Annotated in this window: 22 protein-coding genes and 1 pseudogene; 21 read left to right on the plus strand and 2 right to left on the minus strand. The window is 51.1% G+C overall.

What is annotated here, in order from left to right; translation table 11 throughout:
- The first annotated feature begins 7 nt into the window (after positions 1-7).
- The 3 genes from araH (at position 8) to otsA (ending at position 3360) form a co-directional block, all read left to right on the plus strand.
- The gene (araH, locus tag HBM92_RS10050) at positions 8-994 is read left to right on the plus strand and encodes an arabinose ABC transporter permease AraH (RefSeq protein ID WP_000100203.1); all 987 of its coding nucleotides are present in this window, start codon (positions 8-10) and stop codon (positions 992-994) included.
- Positions 995-1160: 166 nt separating this feature from the next.
- Complete coding sequence (gene otsB, locus HBM92_RS10055; RefSeq protein WP_001298457.1) at positions 1161-1961, plus strand: trehalose-phosphatase; 801 nt, start codon at positions 1161-1163, stop codon at positions 1959-1961.
- A complete protein-coding gene (gene otsA / locus HBM92_RS10060; RefSeq protein ID WP_001296148.1) occupies positions 1936-3360 on the plus strand; it encodes an alpha,alpha-trehalose-phosphate synthase in 1425 nt (474 codons plus the stop codon). The genes otsB and otsA overlap by 26 nt, the downstream gene beginning before the upstream one ends.
- 6 nt (positions 3361-3366) lie before the next feature.
- On the opposite strand, the gene uspC is transcribed toward otsA, so the two are convergent.
- Positions 3367-3795, minus strand: coding sequence for a universal stress protein UspC (gene uspC / locus HBM92_RS10065; RefSeq protein ID WP_000122412.1), 429 nt, complete (start codon positions 3793-3795; stop codon positions 3367-3369).
- Between the two features lie 779 nt (positions 3796-4574).
- On the opposite strand from uspC, the gene flhD reads away from it, so the two are divergent.
- The 15 genes and pseudogenes from flhD (at position 4575) to flhe (ending at position 18823) form a co-directional block, all read left to right on the plus strand.
- Positions 4575-4925: a flagellar transcriptional regulator FlhD gene (gene flhD / locus HBM92_RS10070; RefSeq protein ID WP_001295647.1), complete on the plus strand. Its 351-nt coding sequence runs from the start codon at positions 4575-4577 to the stop codon at positions 4923-4925.
- A gap of 2 nt (positions 4926-4927) precedes the next feature.
- Positions 4928-5506 carry a flagellar transcriptional regulator FlhC gene (flhC, locus tag HBM92_RS10075; protein ID WP_001291603.1) on the plus strand — a complete coding sequence of 193 codons (579 nt, stop codon included), beginning with the start codon at positions 4928-4930 and terminating at the stop codon, positions 5504-5506.
- Positions 5507-5631: 125 nt separating this feature from the next.
- Positions 5632-6519, plus strand: coding sequence for a flagellar motor stator protein MotA (motA, locus tag HBM92_RS10080; RefSeq protein WP_000906320.1), 888 nt, complete (start codon positions 5632-5634; stop codon positions 6517-6519).
- Positions 6516-7442: a flagellar motor protein MotB gene (motB, locus tag HBM92_RS10085; RefSeq protein WP_000795634.1), complete on the plus strand. Its 927-nt coding sequence runs from the start codon at positions 6516-6518 to the stop codon at positions 7440-7442. Before motA ends, motB begins: the two co-directional genes overlap by 4 nt.
- A 4-nt stretch (positions 7443-7446) precedes the next feature.
- Complete coding sequence (cheA, locus tag HBM92_RS10090; protein ID WP_001441984.1) at positions 7447-9411, plus strand: chemotaxis protein CheA; 1965 nt, start codon at positions 7447-7449, stop codon at positions 9409-9411.
- 20 nt (positions 9412-9431) lie between these two features.
- The gene (gene cheW / locus HBM92_RS10095) at positions 9432-9935 is read left to right on the plus strand and encodes a chemotaxis protein CheW (RefSeq protein ID WP_000147302.1); all 504 of its coding nucleotides are present in this window, start codon (positions 9432-9434) and stop codon (positions 9933-9935) included.
- Positions 9936-10079: 144 nt separating this feature from the next.
- Positions 10080-11741 carry a methyl-accepting chemotaxis protein II gene (gene tar, locus HBM92_RS10100; RefSeq protein ID WP_001304288.1) on the plus strand — a complete coding sequence of 554 codons (1662 nt, stop codon included), beginning with the start codon at positions 10080-10082 and terminating at the stop codon, positions 11739-11741.
- Positions 11742-11786: 45 nt separating this feature from the next.
- Positions 11787-11938: pseudogene (locus HBM92_RS25075) on the plus strand (Tar ligand binding domain-containing protein); the annotation flags it as partial.
- Between the two features lie 93 nt (positions 11939-12031).
- Positions 12032-12892, plus strand: coding sequence for a protein-glutamate O-methyltransferase CheR (cheR, locus tag HBM92_RS10110; RefSeq protein ID WP_000204318.1), 861 nt, complete (start codon positions 12032-12034; stop codon positions 12890-12892).
- 2 nt (positions 12893-12894) lie between these two features.
- Complete coding sequence (gene cheB / locus HBM92_RS10115) at positions 12895-13944, plus strand: protein-glutamate methylesterase/protein glutamine deamidase (protein ID WP_000036371.1); 1050 nt, start codon at positions 12895-12897, stop codon at positions 13942-13944.
- A 14-nt stretch (positions 13945-13958) separates the two neighbouring features.
- Positions 13959-14348, plus strand: coding sequence for a chemotaxis response regulator CheY (gene cheY, locus HBM92_RS10120; RefSeq protein ID WP_000763860.1), 390 nt, complete (start codon positions 13959-13961; stop codon positions 14346-14348).
- Positions 14349-14358: 10 nt separating this feature from the next.
- Positions 14359-15003 carry a protein phosphatase CheZ gene (gene cheZ / locus HBM92_RS10125; RefSeq protein WP_000983609.1) on the plus strand — a complete coding sequence of 215 codons (645 nt, stop codon included), beginning with the start codon at positions 14359-14361 and terminating at the stop codon, positions 15001-15003.
- 208 nt (positions 15004-15211) lie between these two features.
- The gene (gene flhB / locus HBM92_RS10130) at positions 15212-16360 is read left to right on the plus strand and encodes a flagellar biosynthesis protein FlhB (protein WP_001278942.1); all 1149 of its coding nucleotides are present in this window, start codon (positions 15212-15214) and stop codon (positions 16358-16360) included.
- Positions 16353-18431: a flagellar biosynthesis protein FlhA gene (gene flhA / locus HBM92_RS10135; RefSeq protein WP_000066983.1), complete on the plus strand. Its 2079-nt coding sequence runs from the start codon at positions 16353-16355 to the stop codon at positions 18429-18431. The genes flhB and flhA overlap by 8 nt, the downstream gene beginning before the upstream one ends.
- The gene (gene flhe, locus HBM92_RS10140; protein WP_001202072.1) at positions 18431-18823 is read left to right on the plus strand and encodes a flagellar protein FlhE; all 393 of its coding nucleotides are present in this window, start codon (positions 18431-18433) and stop codon (positions 18821-18823) included. Before flhA ends, flhe begins: the two co-directional genes overlap by 1 nt.
- A gap of 52 nt (positions 18824-18875) precedes the next feature.
- Here the strand turns inward: flhe and argS are convergent, their stop codons facing one another.
- The gene (gene argS, locus HBM92_RS10145; RefSeq protein ID WP_001025326.1) at positions 18876-20609 is read right to left on the minus strand and encodes an arginine--tRNA ligase; all 1734 of its coding nucleotides are present in this window, start codon (positions 20607-20609) and stop codon (positions 18876-18878) included.
- Between the two features lie 215 nt (positions 20610-20824).
- On the opposite strand from argS, the gene HBM92_RS10150 reads away from it, so the two are divergent.
- From HBM92_RS10150 to HBM92_RS10160, 3 genes are all read left to right on the plus strand, one after another.
- Entirely contained in the window at positions 20825-21391 is a 567-nt protein-coding gene (locus HBM92_RS10150; RefSeq protein WP_001304291.1) for a VOC family protein, read from the plus strand.
- 13 nt (positions 21392-21404) lie between these two features.
- Positions 21405-22151 (plus strand): copper homeostasis protein CutC, encoded by a 747-nt coding sequence (gene cutC, locus HBM92_RS10155; RefSeq protein WP_001185734.1) that lies wholly within the window; start codon positions 21405-21407, stop codon positions 22149-22151.
- Between the two features lie 387 nt (positions 22152-22538).
- Positions 22539-23639: a NapC/NirT family cytochrome c gene (locus HBM92_RS10160; RefSeq protein ID WP_001214284.1), complete on the plus strand. Its 1101-nt coding sequence runs from the start codon at positions 22539-22541 to the stop codon at positions 23637-23639.
- Positions 23640-23660: the final 21 nt, after the last annotated feature.

Raw genomic sequence — 23660 nt, forward strand, 5'->3', positions numbered from 1 at the left:
GAGTATGATGTCTTCTGTTTCTACATCGGGTTCTGGCGCACCTAAGTCGTCATTCAGCTTCGGGCGTATCTGGGATCAGTACGGCATGCTGGTGGTGTTTGCGGTGCTTTTTATCGCCTGTGCCATTTTTGTCCCAAATTTTGCCACCTTCATTAATATGAAAGGGTTGGGCCTGGCAATTTCCATGTCGGGGATGGTGGCTTGTGGCATGTTGTTCTGCCTTGCTTCCGGTGACTTTGACCTTTCTGTCGCCTCCGTAATTGCCTGTGCGGGTGTCACCACGGCGGTGGTTATTAATCTGACTGAAAGCCTGTGGATTGGCGTGGCAGCGGGGTTGCTGCTGGGCATTCTCTGTGGTCTGGTCAATGGCTTTGTTATCGCCAAACTCAAAATAAATGCCCTGATCACGACACTGGCAACGATGCAGATTGTTCGAGGTCTGGCGTACATCATTTCAGACGGTAAAGCGGTCGGTATCGAAGATGAAAGCTTCTTTGCCCTTGGTTACGCCAACTGGTTCGGTCTGCCTGCGCCAATCTGGCTCACCGTCGCGTGTCTGATCATCTTTGGCTTGCTGCTGAATAAAACCACCTTTGGTCGTAATACCCTGGCGATTGGCGGGAACGAAGAGGCTGCGCGTCTGGCGGGTGTACCGGTTGTTCGCACCAAAATTATTATCTTTGTTCTCTCTGGCCTGGTATCAGCGATAGCCGGAATTATTCTGGCTTCACGTATGACCAGTGGGCAGCCAATGACGTCGATTGGCTATGAGCTGATTGTGATCTCCGCCTGCGTTTTAGGTGGCGTTTCTCTGAAAGGCGGCATCGGAAAAATCTCATATGTGGTGGCGGGTATCTTAATTTTAGGCACCGTGGAAAACGCCATGAACCTGCTTAATATTTCTCCTTTCGCACAGTACGTAGTTCGCGGCTTAATCCTGCTGGCAGCGGTGATTTTCGACCGTTACAAGCAAAAAGCGAAACGCACTGTCTGATGCTTTTTTCCACAACAATTTAGCGTTTTTTCCCACCACAGCCAGCCGCCACAACGGTTGGCTGTTCTTCGTTGCAAATGGCGACCCCCGTCACACTGTCTATACTTACATGTCTGTAAAGCGCGTTCTGCGCAACACAATAAGAAAAGAGAAGGAGGAGAACCGGGTGACAGAACCGTTAACCGAAACCCCTGAACTATCCGCGAAATATGCCTGGTTTTTTGATCTCGATGGAACGCTGGCGGAAATCAAACCGCATCCCGATCAGGTCGTCGTACCTGACACTATTCTGCAAGGACTTCAGCTACTGGCAACCGCAAGTGATGGTGCATTGGCATTGATATCAGGGCGCTCAATGGTGGAGCTTGATGCACTGGCAAAACCTTATCGCTTCCCATTAGCGGGCGTGCATGGGGCGGAGCGCCGTGACATCAATGGTAAAACGCATATCGTTCATCTGCCGGATGCGATTGCGCGTGATATTAGCGTGCAACTGCATACGGTCATCGCCCAGTATCCCGGCGCGGAGCTGGAGGCTAAAGGGATGGCTTTTGCGCTGCATTATCGTCAGGCTCCGCAGCATGAAGACGCATTAATGACATTAGCGCAACGTATTACTCAGATCTGGCCACAAATGGCGTTACAGCAGGGAAAGTGTGTTGTCGAGATCAAACCGAAAGGTACCAGTAAAGGTGAGGCGATTGCTGCCTTTATGCAGGAAGCTCCCTTTATCGGGCGAACGCCCGTATTTCTGGGCGATGATCTGACCGATGAATCTGGCTTCGCAGTCGTTAACCGGCTGGGCGGAATGTCAGTAAAAATTGGCACAGGTGCAACTCAGGCATCATGGCGACTGGCGGGCGTGCCGGATGTCTGGAGCTGGCTTGAAATGATAACCACCGCATTACAACAAAAAAGAGAAAATAACAGGAGTGATGACTATGAGTCGTTTAGTCGTAGTATCTAACCGGATTGCACCACCAGACGAGCACGCCGCCAGTGCCGGTGGCCTTGCCGTTGGCATACTGGGGGCACTGAAAGCCGCAGGTGGACTGTGGTTTGGCTGGAGCGGTGAAACAGGGAATGAGGATCAGCCGCTAAAAAAGGTGAAAAAGGGTAACATTACGTGGGCCTCTTTTAACCTCAGCGAACAGGACCTTGACGAATACTACAACAAATTCTCCAATGCCGTTCTCTGGCCCGCTTTTCATTATCGGCTCGATCTGGTGCAATTTCAGCGTCCTGCCTGGGATGGCTATCTACGCGTAAATGCGTTGCTGGCAGATAAATTACTGCCGCTGTTGCAAGACGATGACATTATCTGGATCCACGATTATCACCTGTTGCCCTTTGCGCATGAATTACGCAAACGGGGCGTGAATAATCGCATTGGTTTCTTTCTGCATATTCCTTTCCCGACACCGGAAATCTTCAACGCGCTGCCGACATATGACACCTTGCTTGAACAGCTTTGTGATTATGATTTGCTGGGTTTCCAGACGGAGAACGATCGTCTGGCGTTCCTGGATTGCCTTTCTAACCTGACCCGCGTCACGACACGTAGCGCAAAAAGCCATACGGCCTGCGGCAAAGCGTTTCGAACGGAAGTTTACCCGATCGGCATTGAGCCGAAAGAAATAGCGAAACAGGCTGCCGGTCCACTGCCGCCAAAACTGGCGCAACTCAAAGCAGAACTGAAAAACGTACAAAATATCTTTTCTGTCGAACGACTGGATTATTCCAAAGGTTTGCCGGAGCGTTTTCTCGCCTATGAAGCGTTACTGGAAAAATATCCGCAACATCACGGTAAAATTCGTTATACCCAGATCGCGCCAACGTCTCGTGGTGATGTGCAAGCCTATCAGGATATTCGTCATCAGCTCGAAAATGAAGCCGGACGAATTAATGGTAAATATGGGCAATTAGGCTGGACGCCGCTTTATTATTTGAATCAGCATTTTGACCGTAAATTACTGATGAAAATATTCCGCTACTCTGACGTGGGCTTAGTGACGCCACTGCGTGACGGAATGAACCTGGTGGCAAAAGAGTATGTTGCCGCTCAGGACCCAGCCAACCCGGGCGTTCTTGTTCTTTCGCAATTTGCGGGAGCGGCAAACGAGTTAACGTCGGCGTTAATTGTTAATCCCTACGATCGTGACGAAGTTGCAGCTGCGCTGGATCGTGCATTGACTATGTCGCTGGCGGAACGTATTTCCCGTCATGCAGAAATGCTGGACGTTATCGTGAAAAACGATATTAACCACTGGCAGGAGTGCTTCATTAGCGACCTAAAGCAGATAGTTCCGCGAAGCGCGGAAAGCCAGCAGCGCGATAAAGTTGCTACCTTTCCTAAGCTTGCGTAGGTGCGGTTAATCTCCCGTAAGTGGAACTAACAGCACATCGACCTCACTTGAGGTAATCACTCTTTTCGCCGAGCAGGATGCTCGCGAAAAGAAACTGTGATTGTGATTACCGCAAATCACCAAATCGAAATGATGTTTGCGACAAACTTCCAGAATATGTTCGCTTAACTCACCGTAGGCAATAAACGTCTTGTCAACGGGATACCCCGCATCCTGAATTAACTTATCAAGAAAGCTTTGCGTTTCTTCCTGCATCACATTGCGTAAATCTTCAAGCATCGGCGCAGCTAATTGATTGTACATTTCCGGGTCGGAAGCGAGAGTAATTAAACTGATGTGTCCCTTTACTGGCCTGGCGATAGATACCGCTTTTGCCAGCAGTTGCTGACTTTCCGGTGTAACCGCAACGGCGACAAGAATATTGCTATAGCTCATAACCTGTTCCTTATTCTGTGAACTTCAGGTGACATTAAAGCTTTACTCCTAATGGAGAAACGACGCAATCCCAACTCAGTTAAACAGGTAAATATTAGTCTGGTCATTAGTAAATACAATTAATCAATTGCTCTTGGTTATCATATGATTTCAACTGTATTTATAAGAAAATAATGTACTGATTTCCCATATTGAACAAGTGGTTAATATATGTAAAACATTTTATTAACATTAGGTTGATTGTTGCCTTTCTTTGTAGTTAATTAGTTTGTTGTGCGGTAAGTGTTTGTTTAAAAATGGCTTATCTGGTATTGCATTAAAGCGATTATTTATAGCAGATGATTATTTACGGTGAGTTATTTTAACTGTGCGCAACATCCCATTTCGATTATTCCTGTTTCATTTTTGCTTGCCAGTGTAGCGAAAAATTTTTTAACAGATTGAAATACACCCAAAACAAAAGTATGACTTATACATTTATGTTAAGTAATTGAGCGTTTTATGTGATCTGCATCACACATTATTGAAAATCGCAGCCCCCCTCCGTTGTATGTGCGTGGAGTGACGAGTACAGTTGCGTCGATTTAGGAAAAATCTTAGATAAGTGTAAAGACCCCCTTCTATTTGTAAGGACTTATTAAACCAAAAAGGTGGGTCTGCTTATTGCAGCTTATCGCAACTATTCTAATGCTAATTATTTTTTACCGGGGCTTCCCGGCGACATCACGGGGTGCGGTGAGACCGCATAAAAATAAAGTTGGTTATTCTGGGTGGGAATAATGCATACCTCCGAGTTGCTGAAACACATTTATGACATCAACTTGTCATATTTACTACTTGCACAGCGTCTGATTGTTCAGGACAAAGCGTCCGCTATGTTTCGTCTCGGCATAAATGAAGAAATGGCGACAACGTTAGCGGCACTGACTCTTCCGCAAATGGTTAAGCTGGCAGAAACCAATCAACTGGTTTGTCACTTCCGTTTTGACAGCCACCAGACGATTACTCAGTTGACGCAAGATTCCCGCGTTGACGATCTCCAGCAAATTCATACCGGCATCATGCTCTCAACTCGCTTGCTGAATGATGTTAATCAGCCTGAAGAAGCGCTGCGCAAGAAAAGGGCCTGATCATGAGTGAAAAAAGCATTGTTCAGGAAGCGCGGGATATTCAGCTGGCAATGGAATTGATCACCCTGGGCGCTCGTTTGCAGATGCTGGAAAGCGAAACACAGTTAAGTCGCGGACGTCTGATAAAACTCTATAAAGAACTGCGCGGAAGCCCACCGCCGAAAGGCATGCTGCCATTCTCAACCGACTGGTTTATGACCTGGGAACAAAACGTTCATGCTTCGATGTTCTGTAATGCATGGCAGTTTTTACTGAAAACTGGCTTGTGTAATGGCGTCGATGCGGTGATCAAAGCCTACCGTTTATACCTTGAACAGTGCCCGCAAGCAGAAGAAGGACCGCTGCTGGCATTAACCCGTGCCTGGACATTGGTGCGGTTTGTTGAAAGTGGATTACTGCAACTTTCCAGCTGCAACTGCTGCGGCGGAAATTTTATTACCCATGCTCACCAGCCTGTTGGCAGCTTTGCCTGCAGCTTATGTCAGCCGCCATCCCGGGCAGTAAAAAGACGTAAACTTTCCCAGAATCCTGCCGATATTATCCCACAACTGCTGGATGAACAGAGAGTACAGGCTGTTTAACTGATACGGTGTGGCGAAACATTCCAGCAGCGGTAACGATGTACCGCTGCTTTTTTTGCCCCTATCGCGTGTTAACGCCTGACGACTGAACATCCTGTCATGGTCAACAGTGGAAGGATGATGTCGTGCTTATCTTATTAGGTTACCTGGTTGTTCTCGGTACAGTTTTCGGCGGTTATTTGATGACCGGTGGAAACCTTGGAGCACTCTATCAACCCGCTGAACTGGTGATTATTGCCGGTGCAGGGATTGGGTCGTTTATCGTCGGCAATAATGGCAAAGCGATTAAAGGCACGCTGAAGGCGCTGCCGTTGCTGTTTCGTCGCTCCAAATACACCAAAGCAATGTATATGGATCTGCTGGCTCTGCTTTATCGGTTGATGGCGAAATCGCGGCAGATGGGGATGTTTTCGCTGGAACGCGATATTGAAAATCCCCGTGAGAGCGAGATCTTCGCCAGCTACCCACGCATCCTTGCGGATAGCGTCATGCTTGAATTTATCGTCGATTATCTGCGCCTGATTATCAGCGGTCACATGAACACCTTCGAAATCGAAGCTCTGATGGATGAAGAGATTGAGACGCACGAAAGCGAGGCAGAAGTCCCGGCGAACAGTCTGGCGCTGGTCGGGGACTCACTTCCGGCGTTTGGTATTGTTGCGGCTGTAATGGGGGTAGTTCACGCGTTAGGTTCAGCCGATCGTCCTGCCGCCGAGCTGGGGGCGCTTATCGCTCATGCGATGGTGGGGACTTTCCTCGGCATTTTATTGGCTTACGGATTTATTTCCCCATTAGCGAGTGTTTTACGTCAGAAAAGCGCCGAAACCAGCAAAATGATGCAGTGCGTCAAAGTCACACTGCTATCTAATCTGAACGGTTACGCACCGCCTATCGCCGTTGAGTTTGGTCGCAAAACGCTCTATTCCAGCGAACGTCCGTCGTTTATTGAACTGGAAGAGCATGTGCGTGCGGTGAAAAATCCGCAACAACAGACGACAACCGAGGAAGCATGAAGAATCAAGCGCATCCGATTATTGTCGTCAAACGACGCAAAGCCAAAAGCCACGGGGCAGCACATGGATCGTGGAAGATTGCTTATGCCGACTTTATGACCGCAATGATGGCCTTTTTTCTGGTGATGTGGCTGATCTCTATCTCCAGTCCAAAAGAGCTGATTCAGATTGCGGAGTACTTCCGGACTCCACTGGCGACTGCGGTTACGGGCGGCGATCGCATTTCTAATAGTGAAAGCCCAATTCCCGGTGGGGGTGATGATTACACCCAAAGCCAGGGGGAAGTGAATAAGCAGCCGAACATCGAAGAGCTGAAAAAACGCATGGAGCAAAGTCGATTGCGGAAATTGCGTGGCGATCTCGACCAGTTGATTGAGTCCGATCCGAAACTGCGGGCGTTACGTCCACATCTCAAAATCGATCTGGTCCAGGAAGGTCTACGTATTCAGATCATCGATAGCCAGAATCGCCCGATGTTTAGAACCGGCAGTGCCGACGTCGAACCCTATATGCGCGACATTCTGCGCGCCATCGCGCCCGTACTGAACGGTATTCCCAACCGAATTAGCCTCTCGGGTCATACCGATGATTTTCCCTACGCCAGCGGTGAGAAAGGTTACAGCAACTGGGAGCTTTCTGCCGATCGTGCCAATGCATCCCGCCGCGAACTGATGGTTGGTGGGTTGAATGGCGGCAAAGTGTTACGTGTCGTCGGCATGGCGGCAACGATGCGCTTAAGCGATCGCGGACCTGATGATGCCGTCAACCGTCGCATCAGCCTGCTGGTACTGAACAAACACGCCGAACAGGCCATTTTGAATGAAAACGCCGAAAGCCAGAATGAGCCAGTAAGCGCCCTGGAAAAACCTGAGGTTGCACCACAGGTCAGTGTTCCCACAATGCCATCAGCCGAACCGAGGTGACAGCGTGAGCATGGATATAAGCGATTTTTATCAGACATTTTTTGATGAAGCGGACGAACTGTTGGCTGATATGGAGCAGCATTTGCTGGTTTTGCAGCCGGAAGCGCCAGATGCCGAACAATTGAATGCCATCTTTCGGGCTGCCCACTCGATCAAAGGAGGGGCAGGAACCTTTGGCTTCAGCGTTTTGCAGGAAACCACGCATCTGATGGAAAACCTGCTCGATGAAGCCAGACGAGGTGAGATGCAACTCAACACCGACATTATCAATCTGTTTTTGGAAACGAAGGACATCATGCAAGAACAGCTCGACGCTTATAAACAGTCGCAAGAGCCGGATGCCGCCAGCTTCAATTATATCTGCCAGGCCTTACGTCAACTGGCATTAGAAGCGAAAGGCGAAACGCCATCTGCAGTGACCCGATTAAGTGTGGTTGCCAAAAGTGAACCGCAAGATGAGCAGAGTCGTAGTCAGTCACCGCGACGAATTATCCTTTCGCGCCTGAAGGCCGGCGAAGTCGACCTGCTGGAAGAAGAGTTGGGGCATCTGACAACGTTAACTGACGTGGTGAAAGGGGCTGATTCCCTCTCGGCAATATTACCGGACGACATCGCCGAAGATGACATCACTGCGGTACTCTGTTTTGTGATTGAAGCCGATCAGATTACCTTTGAAACAGTAGACGTCTCGCCAAAAATATCCACCCCACCAATGCTTAAACTGGCAGCCGAACAAGCGCCAACCGGTCGCGTGGAGCGGGAAAAAACGACGCGCAGCAGTGAATCCACCAGCATCCGTGTAGCGGTAGAAAAGGTTGATCAATTAATTAACCTCGTCGGTGAGCTGGTCATCACCCAGTCCATGCTTGCCCAGCGTTCCAGCGAACTGGACCCGGTTAATCATGGTGATTTGATTACCAGCATGGGGCAGTTACAACGTAACGCTCGTGATTTGCAGGAATCAGTGATGTCGATTCGCATGATGCCGATGGAATATGTCTTTAGTCGCTATCCCCGGCTGGTGCGTGATCTGGCGGGAAAACTCGGCAAGCAGGTAGAACTGACGCTGGTGGGCAGTTCCACTGAACTCGACAAGAGCCTGATAGAACGCATTATCGACCCGCTGACCCACCTGGTACGCAATAGCCTCGATCACGGTATTGAACTGCCAGAAAAACGGCTCGCTGCAGGTAAAAACAGCGTCGGAAATTTAATTCTGTCTGCCGAACATCAGGGCGGCAACATTTGCATTGAAGTGACCGACGATGGGGCGGGGCTAAACCGTGAACGAATTCTGGCAAAAGCGGCCTCGCAAGGTCTGACCGTCAGCGAAAACATGAGCGACGACGAAGTTGCAATGCTGATATTTGCACCTGGCTTCTCCACGGCGGAGCAGGTCACCGACGTCTCCGGGCGTGGCGTCGGCATGGACGTCGTTAAACGTAATATCCAGGAGATGGGCGGTCATGTCGAGATCCAGTCGAAGCAGGGTACTGGCACGACGATCCGCATTTTACTGCCGCTGACGCTGGCAATTCTTGACGGCATGTCCGTACGCGTTGCGGATGAAGTTTTCATTCTGCCGCTGAATGCTGTCATGGAATCACTGCAACCCCGTGAAGCCGATCTGCATCCACTGGCTGGCGGCGAGCGGGTGCTGGAAGTGCGGGGTGAATATCTGCCCATCGTCGAACTGTGGAAAGTGTTCAACGTCGCGGGCGCGAAAACCGAAGCCACCCAGGGAATTGTGGTGATCTTGCAAAGTGGCGGTCGCCGCTACGCCTTGCTGGTGGATCAATTAATTGGTCAACACCAGGTTGTGGTTAAAAACCTTGAAAGTAACTATCGCAAAGTCCCCGGCATTTCTGCTGCGACCATTCTTGGCGACGGCAGCGTGGCACTGATTGTTGATGTCTCCGCCTTGCAGGCGATAAACCGCGAACAACGTATGGCGAACACCGCCGCCTGAATGAGTAAAAAGGTAACAATATGACCGGTATGACGAATGTAACAAAGCTGGCCAGCGAGCCGTCAGGCCAGGAATTTCTGGTATTTACCCTTGGTGATGAAGAGTACGGTATTGATATTCTGAAAGTGCAGGAGATCCGTGGCTACGATCAGGTGACACGGATTGCGAACACGCCAGCGTTTATCAAAGGCGTCACGAATCTGCGCGGCGTTATTGTGCCGATTGTTGACTTACGAATTAAGTTCAGCCAGGTGGATGTGGACTATAACGACAACACGGTAGTTATCGTCCTGAATCTCGGACAGCGGGTGGTCGGCATCGTGGTTGACGGCGTCTCAGACGTGCTTTCATTGACGGCGGAGCAAATTCGTCCGGCACCGGAATTTGCCGTGACGCTTTCAACCGAATATCTCACAGGACTGGGCGCACTGGGCGACCGCATGTTGATTCTGGTGAACATCGAAAAACTGCTGAACAGCGAAGAGATGGCGCTGTTAGATAGCGCGGCGTCAGAAGTGGCGTAATTCTCCCGATTTCCTCAATTGAAATGAACCCGATGATCTGCGCATCGGGTTTTTTATTTCAATTGCGCGGCGGGTGGCATCAGCAATAAAGTTTCCCCCCTCCTTGCCGATAACGAGATCAACATGTTTTCAGGAAGGTGCCTTATGATTAACCGTATCCGCGTAGTCACGCTGTTGGTAATGGTGCTGGGGGTATTCGCACTGTTACAGCTTATTTCCGGCAGTCTGTTTTTTTCTTCCCTTCACCATAGCCAGAAGAGCTTTGTGGTTTCCAATCAATTACGGGAACAGCAGGGCGAGCTGACGTCAACATGGGATTTAATGCTGCAAACGCGCATTAACCTGAGTCGTTCAGCGGTGCGGATGATGATGGATTCATCCAATCAGCAAAGTAATGCCAAAGTTGAATTGCTCGATAGCGCCAGGAAAACATTGGCCCAGGCCGCGACTCATTATAAAAAATTCAAAAGCATGGCACCGTTACCTGAAATGGTCGCTACCAGTCGTAATATTGATGAAAAATATAAAAACTATCACACAGCGTTAACTGAACTGATTGATTATCTTGATTATGGCAATACTGGAGCTTATTTCGCTCAGCCAACCCAGGGAATGCAAAATGCAATGGGCGAAGCGTTTGCTCAGTACGCCCTCAGCAGTGAAAAACTGTATCGCGATATCGTCACTGACAACGTAGATGATTACCGATTTGCCCAGTGGCAACTGGCGGTTATCGCGCTGGTGGTGGTATTGATTCTGCTGGTGGCGTGGTACGGTATTCGCCGTATGTTGCTTACACCGCTGGCAAAAATTATTGCGCATATTCGCGAAATTGCCGGTGGTAACCTGGCGAATACCCTGACCATTGACGGGCGCAGTGAAATGGGCGACCTGGCGCAGAGCGTTTCACATATGCAACGCTCTTTGACTGACACCGTCACTCATGTGCGCGAAGGTTCAGATGCCATCTATGCCGGTACCCGTGAAATTGCGGCGGGCAACACCGATCTTTCCTCCCGTACTGAACAGCAGGCATCCGCGCTGGAAGAAACTGCCGCCAGCATGGAGCAGCTCACCGCGACAGTGAAGCAAAACGCCGATAACGCCCGCCAGGCCTCGCAACTGGCGCAAAGTGCCTCCGACACCGCCCAGCACGGCGGCAAAGTGGTGGATGGCGTAGTGAAAACGATGCATGAGATCGCCGATAGTTCGAAGAAAATTGCCGACATTATCAGCGTTATTGATGGTATTGCCTTCCAGACTAATATCCTCGCGCTGAATGCCGCTGTTGAAGCCGCGCGAGCGGGTGAACAGGGCCGTGGTTTTGCCGTGGTGGCGGGTGAAGTGCGTAATCTTGCCAGTCGCAGTGCACAGGCGGCAAAAGAGATCAAAGCCCTCATTGAAGACTCCGTCTCGCGCGTTGATACCGGTTCGGTGCTGGTCGAAAGCGCTGGGGAAACAATGAACAATATCGTCAATGCTGTCACTCGCGTGACTGACATTATGGGCGAGATTGCATCAGCATCGGATGAACAGAGCCGTGGCATCGATCAAGTCGCATTGGCGGTTTCGGAAATGGATCGCGTCACGCAACAGAACGCATCGCTGGTGCAGGAATCAGCTGCCGCCGCAGCTGCGCTGGAAGAACAGGCGAGTCGTTTAACGCAAGCGGTTTCCGCGTTCCGTCTGGCAGCCAGCCCACTCACCAATAAACCGCAAACACCATCCCGTCCTGCCAGTGAGCAACCACCGGCACAGCCACGACTGCGAATTGCTGAACAAGATCCAAACTGGGAAACATTTTGACGAGTATTTACTAAAGCGGTCATTGCCGCCTGATGGGGAGCGTTGATGTTTAATCGTATTCGAATTTCGACCACGCTGTTTTTAATTTTGATTCTCTGCGGGATCTTGCAGATTGGCAGTAACGGCATGTCTTTTGGGCATTTCGCGACGATTTGCAACGACTGAATCAGGCCGACCATCTTTCGTCGCGTGTGGCGGTATTTACCCTTGAAGAACATGAAGTAGCACGACATGAGTCGGCGCAGTTACAAATTGCGCCAGTGGTATCCTGAAGTGATTGAGAAGGCGCTATGACTTCATCTCTGCCCTGTGGGCAAACGTCTTTATTGTTACAGATGACCGAGCGCCTGGCGCTTTCCGACGCGCATTTTCGGCGGATAAGTCAATTGATCTATCAACGCGCCGGGATCGTTCTGGCTGACCATAAACGCGACATGGTTTACAACCGACTGGTTCGTCGTTTGCGTGCGCTGGGACTGGCGGATTTCGGTCATTACCTGAACTTGCTGGAATCTAATCAGCACAGCGGTGAGTGGCAGGCGTTTATCAATTCGCTGACCACGAATCTGACGGCATTTTTCCGTGAGGCACACCATTTTCCTCTGCTCGCGGATCACGCACGTCGCCGTTCTGGCGAGTATCGCGTATGGAGCGCGGCGGCTTCAACCGGCGAAGAGCCGTACAGCATAGCGATGACGCTGGCTGATACATTGGGCACCGCGCCCGGACGCTGGAAAGTGTTTGCCAGCGATATCGACACCGAAGTGCTGGAAAAAGCCAGAAGCGGTATTTATCGCCATGAAGAGTTGAAAAACCTGACGCCGCAGCAACTGCAACGGTATTTCATGCGAGGGACGGGACCGCATGAAGGGCTGGTACGCGTGCGTCAGGAGCTGGCGAACTATGTTGATTTTGCCCCGCTGAATTTACTGGCGAAACAGTACACCGTGCCGGGGCCGTTTGATGCGATCTTCTGTCGTAACGTCATGATCTACTTCGATCAAACTACCCAGCAGGAGATTTTGCGCCGCTTTGTTCCGCTCCTTAAACCCGACGGATTGCTGTTTGCGGGTCACTCTGAAAACTTTAGCCACCTTGAGCGCCGCTTCACGCTGCGTGGTCAGACGGTGTATGCGCTAAGTAAGGATTAACGATGAGCAAAATCAGGGTGTTATCTGTCGATGATTCGGCACTGATGCGCCAGATCATGACAGAAATCATCAACAGCCATAGCGACATGGAAATGGTGGCGACCGCCCCTGATCCGCTGGTTGCGCGTGATTTGATTAAGAAATTCAATCCCGATGTATTGACGCTGGATGTTGAAATGCCGCGGATGGACGGACTGGATTTCCTCGAAAAATTAATGCGTTTGCGTCCAATGCCCGTTGTGATGGTTTCTTCCCTGACCGGCAAAGGGTCAGAAGTCACGCTGCGCGCGCTGGAGTTGGGGGCGATAGATTTTGTCACCAAACCGCAACTGGGTATTCGCGAAGGAATGCTGGCGTATAGCGAAATGATTGCTGAAAAGGTGCGTACGGCAGCAAAGGCGAGCCTTGCAGCACATAAGCCATTGTCGGCACCGACAACGCTGAAGGCGGGGCCGTTGTTGAGTTCTGAAAAACTGATTGCGATTGGTGCTTCAACGGGTGGAACTGAGGCAATTCGTCACGTACTGCAACCGTTGCCGCTTTCCAGTCCGGCACTGTTAATTACCCAGCATATGCCGCCCGGTTTCACCCGCTCTTTTGCCGACAGACTTAATAAGCTTTGCCAGATCGGGGTTAAAGAAGCCGAAGACGGAGAGCGCGTCTTGCCGGGACATGCCTATATCGCGCCGGGCGATCGGCATATGGAGCTGGCGCGTAGCGGCGCGAATTATCAAATCAAAATTCACGATGGCCCGGCGGTTAATCGCCATCGGCCATCGGTAGATGTGTTGTTCCATTCTGTCGCCAAACAGGCGGGGCGTAATGCGGTTGGGGTGATCCTGACGGGCATGGGCAACGACGGCGCGGCGGGAATGTTGGCGATGCGTCAGGCGGGGGCATGGACCCTTGCGCAAAACGAAGCAAGTTGCGTGGTGTTCGGCATGCCGCGCGAGGCCATCAATATGGGTGGTGTCTGCGAAGTGGTCGATCTTAGCCAGGTAAGTCAGCAAATGCTGGCAAAAATTAGTGCCGGACAGGCGATACGTATTTAAATCAGGAGTGTGAAATGGCGGATAAAGAACTTAAATTTTTGGTTGTGGATGACTTTTCCACCATGCGACGCATAGTGCGTAACCTGCTGAAAGAGCTGGGATTCAATAATGTTGAGGAAGCGGAAGATGGCCTCGACGCTCTCAATAAGTTGCAGGCAGGCGGTTATGGATTTGTTATCTCCGACTGGAACATGCCCAATATGGATGGCCTGGAGTTGCTGAAAACGATTCGTGCGGATGGCGCGATGTCGGCATTGCCAGTGTTAATGGTGACTGCAGAAGCGAAGAAAGAGAACATCATTGCTGCGGCGCAAGCGGGGGCCAGTGGCTATGTGGTGAAACCATTTACCGCCGCGACGCTGGAGGAAAAACTCAACAAAATCTTTGAGAAACTGGGCATGTGAGGATGCGACTATGATGCAACCATCAATCAAACCTGCTGACGAGCATTCAGCTGGCGATATCATTGCGCGCATCGGCAGCCTGACGCGTATGCTGCGCGACAGTTTGCGGGAACTGGGGCTGGATCAGGCCATTGCCGAAGCAGCGGAAGCTATCCCCGATGCGCGCGATCGTTTGTACTATGTTGTGCAGATGACCGCCCAGGCTGCGGAGCGGGCGCTGAACAGTGTTGAGGCGTCACAACCGCATCAGGATCAAATGGAGAAATCAGCAAAAGCGTTAACCCAACGTTGGGATGACTGGTTTGCCGATCCGATTGACCTTGCCGACGCCCGTGAACTGGTAACAGACACGCGGCAATTTCTGGCAGATGTCCCCGCACATACCAGCTTTACTAACGCGCAACTGCTGGAAATCATGATGGCGCAGGATTTTCAGGATCTCACCGGACAGGTCATTAAGCGGATGATGGACGTCATTCAGGAGATCGAACGTCAGTTGCTGATGGTGCTGTTGGAAAACATCCCGGAACAGGAGTCGCGTCCAAAACGTGAAAACCAGAGTTTGCTTAATGGACCTCAGGTCGATACCAGCAAAGCCGGTGTGGTAGCCAGTCAGGATCAGGTGGACGATTTGTTGGATAGTCTTGGATTTTGATTTGTATTGCCTGATGTGACGTGGCCGCGTCACATCAGATCTTCAAGGTTGGATAAGGCGTTTACGCCGTACCCGACAAACATGTCACCATGCCTGATGTGCTGTGGCAAAAGCCCTAAATCCCGCCTGTTTTGCCCCTTACTCAAACCATTGAACGCTTTGCGCTCTGGCATCATTTACGCTTAATACTCTTTCCAGGATTGGCGACGTGTCTGACGAGAGCGACGACAAAACAGAAGCCCCCACACCTCACCGACTAGAAAAAGCGCGGGAAGAGGGGCAAATCCCGCGTTCCCGTGAACTGACTTCACTGCTGATTTTGCTGGTGGGCGTTAGTGTTATCTGGTTTGGCGGTGTGTCGCTGGCCCGTCGATTGTCGGGCATGCTCTCCGCAGGGCTGCATTTTGATCACAGTATTATCAATGACCCGAATCTGATCCTCGGGCAGATTATTCTGCTGATCAGAGAAGCCATGCTGGCGCTGCTACCGCTGATTAGCGGCGTGGTGCTGGTGGCGATTATTTCTCCGGTTATGCTGGGGGGGCTGGTATTTAGCGGAAAATCCTTGCAGCCGAAGTTTTCCAAACTCAACCCGCTACCGGGCATTAAACGGATGTTCTCGGCACAGACTGGCGCGGAGTTGCTTAAGGCAATTTTGAAAACCATCCTGGTTGGCAGCGTGACGGGGTTTTTTCTCTGGCATCACTGGCCGCAGATGATGCGCTTAATGGCCGAGTCTCCGATTACCGCCATGGGTAATGCGATGGATCTGGTAGGGCTATGCGCGCTGCTGGTGGTGCTTGGTGTCATTCCAATGGTGGGATTTGACGTCTTTTTCCAAATCTTCAGCCACCTGAAAAAGCTGCGAATGTCACGGCAGGATATTCGTGATGAGTTCAAACAAAGCGAAGGCGACCCCCATGTTAAAGGGCGGATCCGTCAGATGCAGCGAGCGGCCGCACGGCGTCGGATGATGGCCGATGTGCCGAAAGCGGATGTCATTGTCAATAACCCGACCCACTATTCGGTAGCGTTGCAGTATGACGAAAACAAAATGAGCGCACCGAAAGTGGTCGCTAAAGGTGCAGGGCTGGTCGCGCTGCGCATTCGTGAAATTGGCGCTGAAAATAACGTCCCGACGCTTGAAGCGCCGCCGCTGGCGCGAGCGCTGTATCGACATGCGGAGATCGGTCAACAAATCCCGGGTCAACTGTACGCCGCAGTGGCGGAAGTGCTGGCCTGGGTCTGGCAACTGAAACGCTGGCGTCTGGCTGGTGGACAGCGCCCTGTACAACCTACTCATCTTCCGGTGCCGGAAGCCCTGGATTTTATTAACGAGAAACCGACCCATGAGTAATCTGGCCGCGATGCTGCGCCTGCCCGCAAACCTGAAATCGACACAATGGCAGATCCTTGCCGGACCGATTTTGATCCTGTTGATCTTGTCGATGATGGTGCTGCCACTGCCCGCATTCATACTCGACCTGTTGTTTACCTTCAATATTGCCTTGTCGATCATGGTGTTGCTGGTGGCGATGTTTACCCAGCGCACGCTTGAGTTTGCTGCGTTTCCGACCATCCTGTTGTTTACCACGCTGTTGCGTCTCGCACTTAACGTGGCTTCAACCCGTATCATTTTGATGGAAGGGCATACCGGCGCGGCGGCGGCTGGAAAGGTGGTCGAAGCGTTCGGTCACTTCCTCGTTGGTGGCAATTTCGCTATCGGTATCGTGGTGTTTGTCATTCTCGTGATCATCAACTTTATGGTTATCACCAAAGGTGCCGGGCGTATCGCAGAAGTGGGTGCGCGCTTTGTTCTCGATGGTATGCCGGGTAAGCAGATGGCGATTGACGCCGACCTTAACGCCGGATTGATTGGTGAAGATGAGGCGAAAAAACGCCGCTCCGAAGTGACTCAGGAAGCCGATTTTTACGGCTCAATGGACGGGGCAAGTAAGTTTGTTCGCGGCGATGCCATCGCCGGGATCCTTATCATGGTCATAAACGTTGTCGGCGGGTTGCTGGTCGGTGTGCTGCAACATGGCATGAGCATGGGACACGCGGCGGAAAGTTATACGCTATTGACCATTGGCGACGGTCTGGTGGCACAAATCCCGGCGCTGGTGATTTCTACCGCCGCGGGGGTCATCGTTACGCGTGTCAGCACCGATCAGGATGTTGGCGAGCAGATGGTGAATCAGCTTTTCAGTAACCCGAGCGTTATGTTGTTAAGCGCCGCCGTGCTCGGTTTACTCGGCCTGGTGCCTGGAATGCCGAACCTGGTATTTTTGCTGTTCACTGCCGGATTGCTGGGGCTGGCCTGGTGGATCCGCGGACGTGAACAAAAAGCGCCTGCTGAACCAAAACCGGTAAAAATGGCAGAGAATAATACCGTTGTCGAAGCGACGTGGAACGATGTACAACTGGAAGATTCTCTGGGAATGGAAGTGGGTTATCGACTGATCCCGATGGTCGATTTCCAGCAGGATGGTGAGTTGTTGGGCCGTATACGCAGTATTCGCAAGAAATTTGCTCAGGAGATGGGGTTTCTGCCGCCAGTGGTGCACATTCGCGACAATATGGATCTGCAACCTGCCCGCTATCGCATTTTGATGAAAGGCGTGGAGATAGGCAGTGGTGATGCTTATCCGGGGCGTTGGTTGGCGATTAACCCTGGAACCGCTGCCGGGACGTTACCTGGTGAGGCGACCGTCGATCCGGCATTTGGCCTGAATGCTATCTGGATTGAAAGTGCGCTTAAAGAGCAGGCGCAGATTCAGGGGTACACCGTGGTTGAGGCCAGCACGGTGGTGGCAACGCATCTTAACCACCTCATTAGCCAGCATGCCGCAGAGCTGTTTGGTCGTCAGGAGGCGCAACAGCTGCTGGATCGCGTCGCCCAGGAGATGCCAAAGCTGACGGAAGATCTCGTTCCTGGCGTCGTCACGCTTACCACACTGCATAAAGTGCTGCAAAATCTGCTCGATGAAAAAGTGCCGATTCGCGATATGCGCACCATTCTCGAAACGCTGGCGGAACATGCGCCCATCCAGAGCGATCCGCATGAATTAACCGCCGTCGTGCGCGTAGCGTTGGGACGGGCGATTACCCAGCAGTGGTTTCCTGGCAAAGATGAAGTCCATGTTATTGGCCTCGATACACCGCTGGAACGTTTGTTGCTACAGGCATTGCAGGGCGGGGGGGGACTGGAGCCAGGGCTGGCGGATCGCTTGTTGGCGCAAACTCAGGAAGCGCTATCCCGTCAGGAGATGTTGGGTGCGCCGCCGGTACTGTTGGTGAACCACGCGCTGCGACCATTATTGTCTCGCTTCCTGCGCCGCAGCTTGCCGCAGTTAGTGGTGCTGTCGAATCTGGAACTATCAGATAACCGACATATCCGTATGACGGCGACGATTGGCGGCAAATAATGAGAGCCTTATTAGCAATATTATTGTTTCCGCTGCTGGTGCAAGCCGCCGGGGAGGGGATGTGGCAGGCGAGTAGCGTGGGCGTTACGCTGAATCACCGTGGTGAGTCGATGTCGTCAGCGCCTCTTTCTACTCGACAACCTGCTGCAGGATTGATGACGCTGGTGGCGTGGCGTTATCAGCTTATCGGCCCGACACCTGCAGGACTGCGGGTTCGCTTGTGTTCACAATCTCGTTGTGTCGAATTAGAAGGGCAGAGTGGAACCACCGTGGCCTTTTCCGGTATAGCGGCAGCAGAACCGTTGCGATTTATCTGGGAAGTGCCTGGCGGTGGGCGGTTAATTCCGCCGCTAAAGATTCAACGGAATGAAGTGATTGTAAATTATCGTTAATGATAAAAAAGCCGATGTCTGCAATAACATCGGCTGTTGCCGTATAACGCGATTACATACGCTCTACTGTCTCAATACCCAGCGTATCCAGACCCAGCTTCAGCGTCTTCGCCGTCAGTTGTGCCAGTTTCAGACGGCTGTTACGCACTTCTTCGTTTTCTGCGCTGAGGATCGGGCAGTGCTCGTAGAAGCCAGAGAACAGACCGGCTAGATCGTACAGGTAAGCACACATCACATGCGGCGTGCCTTCACGGGCAACCACAGTGAGGGTTTCTTCAAACTGCAGCAGGCGAGCTGCCAGTTGCGCTTCACGATCTTCACGGATGATTACCGGAGCTGCAGCCAGTTGCTCTTCGTTAATTTCTGCTTTACGGAACACGGACAATACACGCGTGTAAGCATACTGCATGTATGGCGCGGTATTACCCTCAAACGCCAGCATGTTGTCCCAGTCGAAGATGTAGTCTGTGGTGCGGTTTTTGGAGAGATCCGCATATTTCACCGCACCAATACCAACCGCGTTAGCCAGTTTTTCCAGCTCGTCGGCTGGCATATCCGGGTTCTTTTCTGCCACCAGACGACGTGCACGCTCCAGGGCTTCATCCAGCAGATCGGCCAGTTTCACCGTACCGCCAGCGCGGGTTTTGAACGGTTTACCATCTTTGCCCAGCATCATGCCGAACATGTGGTGTTCCAGCGGTACGGATTCCGGTACATAGCCCGCTTTACGGACGATCGCCCATGCCTGCATCAGGTGTTGATGCTGACGGGAATCGATGTAATACAGCACGCGATCGGCATGCAGTGTTTCATAACGATATTTCGCACAGGCGATATCAGTGGTGGTGTAGAGATAGCCGCCATCTTTCTTCTGAATGATAACGCCCATCGGTTCGCCTTCCTTGTTTTTGAACTCATCAAGGAATACAACGGTCGCGCCTTCACTTTCTACTGCCAGACCTTTGGCTTTCAGGTCCGCCACGATACCCGGCAGCATTGGGTTGTAGAGACTTTCACCCATGACGTCATCGCGGGTCAACGTCACGTTCAGACGATCGTAGGTGATCTGGTTCTGCGTCATGGTGATGTCGACCAGTTTGCGCCACATCTCGCGGAAATATTCGTCACCGCTTTGCAGTTTTACCACGTAGTTACGTGCACGCTCGGCAAACTCTTCATCCTCGTCGTAATGCTTTTTCGCATCGCGGTAGAAACCTTCAAGGTCAGCCAGCTCCATTTCACCGGCGTTTTCCTGCTGCTGCTTTTCCAGCCATGCAATCAGCATACCGAACTGAGTGCCCCAGTCGCCGACGTGGTTTGCGCGAATCACTTTGTGACCGAGGAACTCCAGAGTACGCACTGCTGCGTCACCAATAATGGTAGAGCGCAGGTGACCGACATGCATCTCTTTCGCCACGTTTGGCGCAGAGTAGTCAACCACAATGGTTTGTTTTTCTGGCGTAGCAACACCGAGACGATCGGACGCCAGCGCCTGCTGAACATGTTCAGCCAGGAATGCCGGATCAAGGAAAATGTTGATAAAGCCTGGACCGGCGATCTCAACTTTGCTGGCGATACCGTTAAGATCCAGATGAGTCAGCACCTGCTCTGCTAATTGTCGCGGTGCCATACCCAGTTTTTTAGCAACTGCCATCATGCCGTTAGCCTGATAGTCGCCGAACTGAACTTTTGCTGACTGACGAACCTGCGGTTCGCAATCCGCAGGCGCGCCTGCCGCAATCATGGCCTGACGGACTTTTTCTGAGAGAAGAGCCTGAATATTCACCGGAATACCTTACATTGATGAAGCGAGCAAAAATTGCCCGCACCAGTTAAAGAAATTAGGGCGGGAGTATACTGCAAATGGCTGTTTTCGTCAGCAACGTGCGCGTGGCGTATTGCCGTTTTCACTATTGCATCAGAAGCGGCGTGAAATCAGCGGTTGGTTGGCGCAGGGCAACAGGGTAAATTAACGCTTTTAATGAAAGACGAAGAGTGATTATGGCGAACTGGCAATCTATCGACGAGCTGCAGGATATTGCATCGGATTTACCGCGATTTACCCACGCATTAGATGAACTTTCCCGCCGTCTGGGGTTGGATATCACTCCGCTGACTGCCGATCACATTTCCTTGCGTTGCCATCAAAACGTCACCGCTGAACGCTGGCGTCGCGGGTTTGAACAGTGCGGCGAGCTTTTGTCAGAAAATATGATCAATGGCAGACCGATTTGTCTGTTTAAATTGCATGAACCGGTACAGGTTGCGCACTGGCAGTTTTCCATTGTGGAGCTACCGTGGCCCGGGGAAAAACGTTACCCGCACGAAGGTTGGGAACATATTGAAATCGTTCTGCCGGGTGATCCAGAAACGCTGAATGCCCGTGCGCTGGCATTGCTTTCTGATGAAGGACTCAGCCTGCCGGGGATCTCAGTTAAAACCAGTTCGCCAAAAGGTGAGCATGAACGATTACCGAATCCGACGCTGGCGGTCACCGATGGTAAAACAACCATTAAGTTTCATCCGTGGTCCATTGAAGAGATCGTTGCCAGCGAGCAGTCGGCGTAACTAAGGAGCAAAAATGGCATTACTGGAAATTTGCTGTTACAGCATGGAATGCGCGCTAACGGCGCAGCAAAACGGCGCTGACAGAGTTGAATTATGCGCAGCTCCAAAAGAGGGGGGCTTAACGCCGTCGTTGGGGGTACTGAAATCCGTGCGCCAGCGGGTGACGATCCCAGTGCATCCGATTATCCGCCCACGCGGTGGTGATTTTTGCTACAGCGACGGTGAGTTTGCCGCCATTCTTGAAGATGTGCGCACAGTCCGCGAATTAGGTTTTCCTGGACTGGTGACGGGCGTTCTCGATGTTGACGGGAATGTCGATATGCCACGAATGGAAAAAATAATGGCTGCTGCCGGTCCGCTGGCAGTGACTTTTCATCGCGCCTTCGATATGTGCGCTAACCCTTTAAATACACTCAATAATCTTACGGAATTGGGCATTGCCCGGGTACTGACATCAGGGCAAAAATCAGACGCACTGCAAGGTTTATCAAAAATTATGGAACTTATTGCCCATCGTGATGCTCCAATCATTATGGCCGGAGCAGGAGTCCGTGCGGAAAACCTGCACCACTTCCTCGATGCCGGAGTGCTGGAAGTCCATAGCTCCGCGGGAGCGTGGCAAGCCTCACCGATGCGTTATCGTAATCAAGGATTGTCCATGTCATCAGATGCACACGCGGACGAGTATTCGCGTTATGTCGTAGACGGGGCGGCGGTTGCTGAAATGAAAGGAATCATTGAACGCCATCAGGCCAAATGATTTTTACCGTTGCATCATGTCGCCCAATATGATGCTTGCTCGTACCAGGCCCCTGCAATTTCAACAGGGGCCTTTTTTTATCCCTGAGCAGTATAAAAAACGAACGATTGCCGTGATCTGTTGAGCGGGTGACAGTGCGCATAGCGTTGTGCTAAAAATATTTTATATATTCACATTCATTATGTGATTTAAATTGCCAAAACTGACAAATATATATTCTAAATAACAACTGGGTTATTCCTTAGCAATTAATGATTACATTGTAATAAATCATATTCTTTATCGATTATTTCAGGCAGTGTTGTGCCGAATTAAGCAAGTAGTCAATTCGTTGTGTATTTATTTATACAATGGTATCGGTGTCCTGGAATTTAATTAGAGGAATCTATGCGAGGGAAAAAACGCATTGGGTTATTGTTTTTGCTGATAGCGGTTGTGGTTGGTGGCGGCGGGTTATTGCTGGCGCAAAAAGCCTTACATAAAACGTCGGATACCGCATTTTGCCTTTCCTGCCACTCGATGAGTAAACCTTTTGAGGAATATCAGGGAACTGTCCACTTTTCAAACCAGAAAGGGATACGTGCGGAATGTGCCGATTGCCATATTCCAAAGTCAGGGATGGATTATTTATTTGCTAAATTAAAAGCATCTAAAGATATTTATCATGAATTTGTTAGCGGCAAAATAGACAGTGATGATAAGTTCGAAGCTCATCGCCAGGAAATGGCCGAAACAGTATGGAAAGAATTAAAAGCAACTGACTCTGCAACCTGCCGTAGTTGCCATTCTTTTGATGCCATGGATATTGCCTCGCAAAGTGAATCTGCGCAGAAAATGCATAATAAAGCGCAAAAGGACGGCGAAACCTGTATCGATTGCCATAAAGGCATTGCCCATTTTCCGCCAGAAATAAAAATGGATGACAACGCGGCGCATGAGCTGGAAAGTCAGGCCGCTACTTCAGTTACTAATGGCGCACATATTTATCCTTTCAAAACTTCTCGCATAGGCGAACTGGCTACCGTGACTCCTGGTACCGATCTTACCGTCGTTGATGCCAGTGGCAAACAGCCAATTGTTCGGTTGCAGGGTTATCAAATGCAGGGCAGTGAAAACACGCTCTACCTGGCGGCAGGCCAACGGCTGGCGCTCGCCACATTAAGTGAAGAAGGTATCAAGGCGCTAACGGTAAACGGGGAATGGCAGGCTGACGAATACGGCAATCAATGGCGTCAGGCGTCTTTGCAGGGGGCGCTTATCGATCCCGCATTAGCGGACCGTAAACCGCTATGGCAATACGCTGAAAAACTTGACGATACCTATTGCGCTGGCTGCCATGCCCCTATTGCCGCCGACCATTACACCGTCAATACATGGCCGTCCATTGCCAAAGGAATGGGTGCGCGAACCAGCATGAGCGAAAACGAACTGGACATTTTGACGCGGTACTTCCAGTACAACGCCAAAGATATTACCGAGAAACAGTGATCCTCGTTGATCAGGGAGGAA

Origin of the sequence: Escherichia sp. E.sYA108, from assembly GCF_011754335.1 — a bacterium.
Taxonomy (GTDB): Bacteria; Pseudomonadota; Gammaproteobacteria; order Enterobacterales; family Enterobacteriaceae; genus Escherichia; species Escherichia coli.